1 protein-coding gene is annotated in these 1,110 nt (G+C 51.8%); it reads right to left on the reverse strand.

The features are described 5' to 3' along the window. The coding region (locus ACN0IC_RS15720; RefSeq protein WP_416879688.1) for a hypothetical protein at window positions 1-502 on the reverse strand (502 nt) is incomplete at its 3' end. Between the last annotated feature and the right edge of the window lie 608 nt (window positions 503-1,110).

The raw sequence follows: 1,110 nt of genomic DNA on the forward strand, positions 1-1,110 counted from the left end.
CGAATGCTCGGGTACCGAGACGCTCCTTCAGGGTAGCGGTCAACTGCATCCGGGTAGCGCTCTTGAAGCCTGGGGTGTACAGCTCGCTGCTGGGTCCCTTGTTGAAGAAGAGGTTCTCGGGCTTGTCCACTGGCTCCGCCTGTGTGCACTTGATACACCAGATGAGGGCGGCGCCACTCGTTTGGATCATGGCCTCCTTAGGCTCCATGATGTCTGCCACAGTGCGTGCCAGTATGGCGATCACCAACTTGGAGTTCTTGGCCCTGATACAGGGTATCGGGTCTCGCTGAGCTTCCTCTTGGGGAATTCGGCATCTCAGGGGAGGCTCGCAACAATTGAGGATGTAGGTTTTGGCCGCATAGGCCTCCACGTAGCCCACCATCTTCCACTCCTCGTCAAGGAACTTCTCTCGCTTGCTGAGCACGGAGTCGGCGGTGGAACTCTGGTTGAGGGCGATCACGATCGGGCCCTTGGTGATGGGGGGTTTCTCAATGTGATCCATGTTAGACTCCACTATGACGTCAGGGTCAGATTGCCCGTCAGATTGCCACTCCTCTGTATCAGAGCTACTACTGTTTCCAGTGACAGCCTGCCAAGGGATGCTGCCACTCATTGCAGCTGCTGCTGCTGCTGCTGAGACTGACCACTCACTAGACACAATGATGCAGCAGAAACACTCCGTGATGTTTACACAGGATTTTAACTGGATTACTTGTATCAGTCTGGTGCATCGCCTGTCAAACATTGGGCTCTAGGGTGTCCTAATTTTAGTGAAGGTGAGGTGTGCAAGGGAGTCCCTTATAGGGCTACGGAGAGCAACTCAGAACCGTTAGGTTGAGTGTTGGGCTCCGTCCTTTCACGTGTTAGTAGCCATCAGGCGTGGCAAGTGAAGGAGCGAGCTTACTCCAGTCAAGTTCTAATTTTCAGACAGGTGCTTGGTAGAGCGATGGGCTCTATACTGTTTGCGGTACTTCTCAAATTCCAAGTTGACATCAGAAGAATAAATTGGACGACATCATTATTTTGTAGACTGTAGACTAGACACTATAGAGAAGGTGTAGCTGCTGTCTTTTGAGCGCTTACAACAATGATGAATACTTCGTTACATTT

The organism is Litorimonas sp. (assembly GCA_029936425.1).
GTDB lineage: Bacteria > Pseudomonadota > Alphaproteobacteria > Caulobacterales > Maricaulaceae > Litorimonas.